Annotated in this window: 5 protein-coding genes; 1 reads left to right on the top strand and 4 read right to left on the bottom strand. The window is 64.5% G+C overall.

What is annotated here, in order from left to right:
• The 4 genes from A3764_RS20430 to A3764_RS20415 all read right to left on the bottom strand — a co-directional run.
• On the bottom strand, positions 1-603 hold a 603-nt coding region (locus tag A3764_RS20430), incomplete at its 3' end, for an FAD-dependent oxidoreductase (RefSeq protein ID WP_150122342.1).
• A gap of 12 nt (positions 604-615) precedes the next feature.
• A complete protein-coding gene (gene merF / locus A3764_RS20425; RefSeq protein WP_067925540.1) occupies positions 616-846 on the bottom strand; it encodes a mercury resistance system transport protein MerF in 231 nt (76 codons plus the stop codon).
• A complete protein-coding gene (locus A3764_RS20420; protein WP_067925537.1) occupies positions 843-1,139 on the bottom strand; it encodes a heavy-metal-associated domain-containing protein in 297 nt (98 codons plus the stop codon). Before A3764_RS20420 ends, merF begins: the two co-directional genes overlap by 4 nt.
• A gap of 14 nt (positions 1,140-1,153) precedes the next feature.
• Entirely contained in the window at positions 1,154-1,549 is a 396-nt protein-coding gene (locus tag A3764_RS20415; protein ID WP_067925534.1) for a mercuric transporter MerT family protein, read from the bottom strand.
• A gap of 74 nt (positions 1,550-1,623) precedes the next feature.
• On the opposite strand from A3764_RS20415, the gene A3764_RS20410 reads away from it, so the two are divergent.
• Positions 1,624-1,866 (top strand): MerR family transcriptional regulator (locus A3764_RS20410; protein ID WP_150122341.1); only part of this gene is annotated, 243 nt, incomplete at its 3' end.

The raw sequence follows: 1,866 nt of genomic DNA, 5'->3' as shown, positions 1-1,866 counted from the left end.
AACACCGGCCCGGGCGAAAAGCTGCGCCAGTTCAACGCCGATATAGCCCCCGCCCAGAACCAGCAGGGAGGCGGGCAGTTCAGACAACTCCAGCGCCGACGTGCTGTCGAGTGCATCGATCCCTTCGACACCGGGGATCGCCGGCACATGCGGGCGCGAACCGGTGGCGATGACGATCTTCGTCGCCGGAAAGACCGCGCCATTCACGGTCAGGCGGCCCTCATCGTCGAAGCTTGCGCGCCCCTCGATGTACTCGACGTTTTCGTGCCGAGGCAGCACATCGGCGTATTTCGCCGCGCGCAGCTCCTCCACCAACGCCTGTTTCTGCGCCACGGTCGCAGGCCAGTCGGTGACCCGGGCGCTCGCCTCGATACCGTCGAAGCGAGCGGCGGCGCGCGCGTGATGAAGGCTTTCCACCGCGCGGATCAACGCCTTGGAAGGCACGCAGCCGACGTTGACACAGGTGCCTCCGATGGTGCCCTCGCCGATCAGGGCCACCCGCGCCCCGGCGTCCGCGGCAGTGATGGCGGCGGAGAACCCGGCAGAGCCGGCACCGATCACGGCGAGGTCGTAGGCACCTTTGGGGATGCAACAATCAGTCATATCAATCTCTCTTCAGGTCGTACGTTGGCGCCGCCAGAGCGCATAGAGGGTGATGCCGATGAACACCGCCAATGCCGGAAACAGGACAAGGTCGATCCACCCCAGCACTGCCGAGAGCCCCACCACGCCGAACAGGATCACCAGCACGGGGGTGAAGCAGCACAGCGCCACGATGACAGTGCCCACCAGCCCGTATTTCAGCAGGCGGTCGTTCTTGTCAGGGGTTGGTTCAGGCTCGCTCACGAGCCGCTCCCTGAGACGAGCGTCGCGCCGTAGCCGACCCCGGTGATGGCGGCGATCAGGGCGTCGGGTCCGGTGACGTCGTCATCGTAACGCAGGACATAGATGCCATCCTCCGCCTCACCTTCGGTGAATTCCGTGATTTCCACCGTCTCGACCGTCTTGAGCGCGGTGGCGACGATATAGCTGCATGACGGACAGGTCAGCCCGGTAACATGCAGGCTTGTTTCGGCCTCGGCGGCCAGCGCCGTGGCGGGGGGCAGCAGCAGTGCTGCGGAAAGGAAAAGCTGTTTCATGGAGGATCTCCGTTTCAGAAAGTCAGGATGTGCGGCGCGACATAGGGAAAGGCCAGCGCCAGCAGGACCATCGCCAGCGCAGACCAGAGCAGCGCCCGCATCACGCCGCGATCCAAGGGGCGCGCACAGGCGCCGCTGGCGCAGTCCTCGGCAGGTACCGGGCGATAGGCCTTCCAGAAGCCATAGCCGAGTGCCCCCGCCGCCAGCGAAAATGTCACCCACTTGTAGGCGTAGAGCGCGGTGAGCTGGCCGATGAAGACGCCGGTGACGCCAAGGCTCACCAGCACCAGCGGCAGGATGCAGCAGGAGGTCATCGCCAGCGCGCCAAGCACCCCGGCCCCCGTCGCGGCCCAGCCGCTCTTGTCGGGTCTTTCCCCTGTCCGCTCTTCGGTATCTGCTGTCGCTGTCATCGTCTTGCCCCGGTTGTGCTTCGATGACAGGCAAGATAGGGTCTGTACCAACTACAGGATCAAGGAGAAATTTCATGCCCGGTGATCACGCTGCCGTGACTGCGCTCAAACGCTCCGATCTTGCCCGATTGACCGGCTGCAATCTTGAAACCATCCGCTATTACGAAAGCGTCGGCCTGATGCCGGACCCGCCGCGCACAGCGTCCGGCCACCGGCGATACGGTCCGGCGCATGTGGAGCGGTTGAACTTCGTGATGCGCGCCCGCGATCTCGGCTTTACCATGGAAGAAATCCGCGGGCTGCTATCTATGGTCGAC

Source organism: Sulfitobacter sp. HI0129, from assembly GCF_001635395.1.
GTDB lineage: Bacteria > Pseudomonadota > Alphaproteobacteria > Rhodobacterales > Rhodobacteraceae > Sulfitobacter.
Note: the sequence above shows the minus strand (reverse complement) of the source record. Positions and strands in the feature narration are given on the sequence as shown.

Excerpts from the sequence above, each read along its gene's own strand:
- A3764_RS20420 (WP_067925537.1), bottom strand. The coding sequence starts at position 1,139 with ATGAAACAGCTTTTCCTTTCCGCAGCACTGCTGCTGCCCCCCGCCACG.
- A3764_RS20415 (WP_067925534.1), bottom strand. The coding sequence starts at position 1,549 with ATGACAGCGACAGCAGATACCGAAGAGCGGACAGGGGAAAGACCCGAC.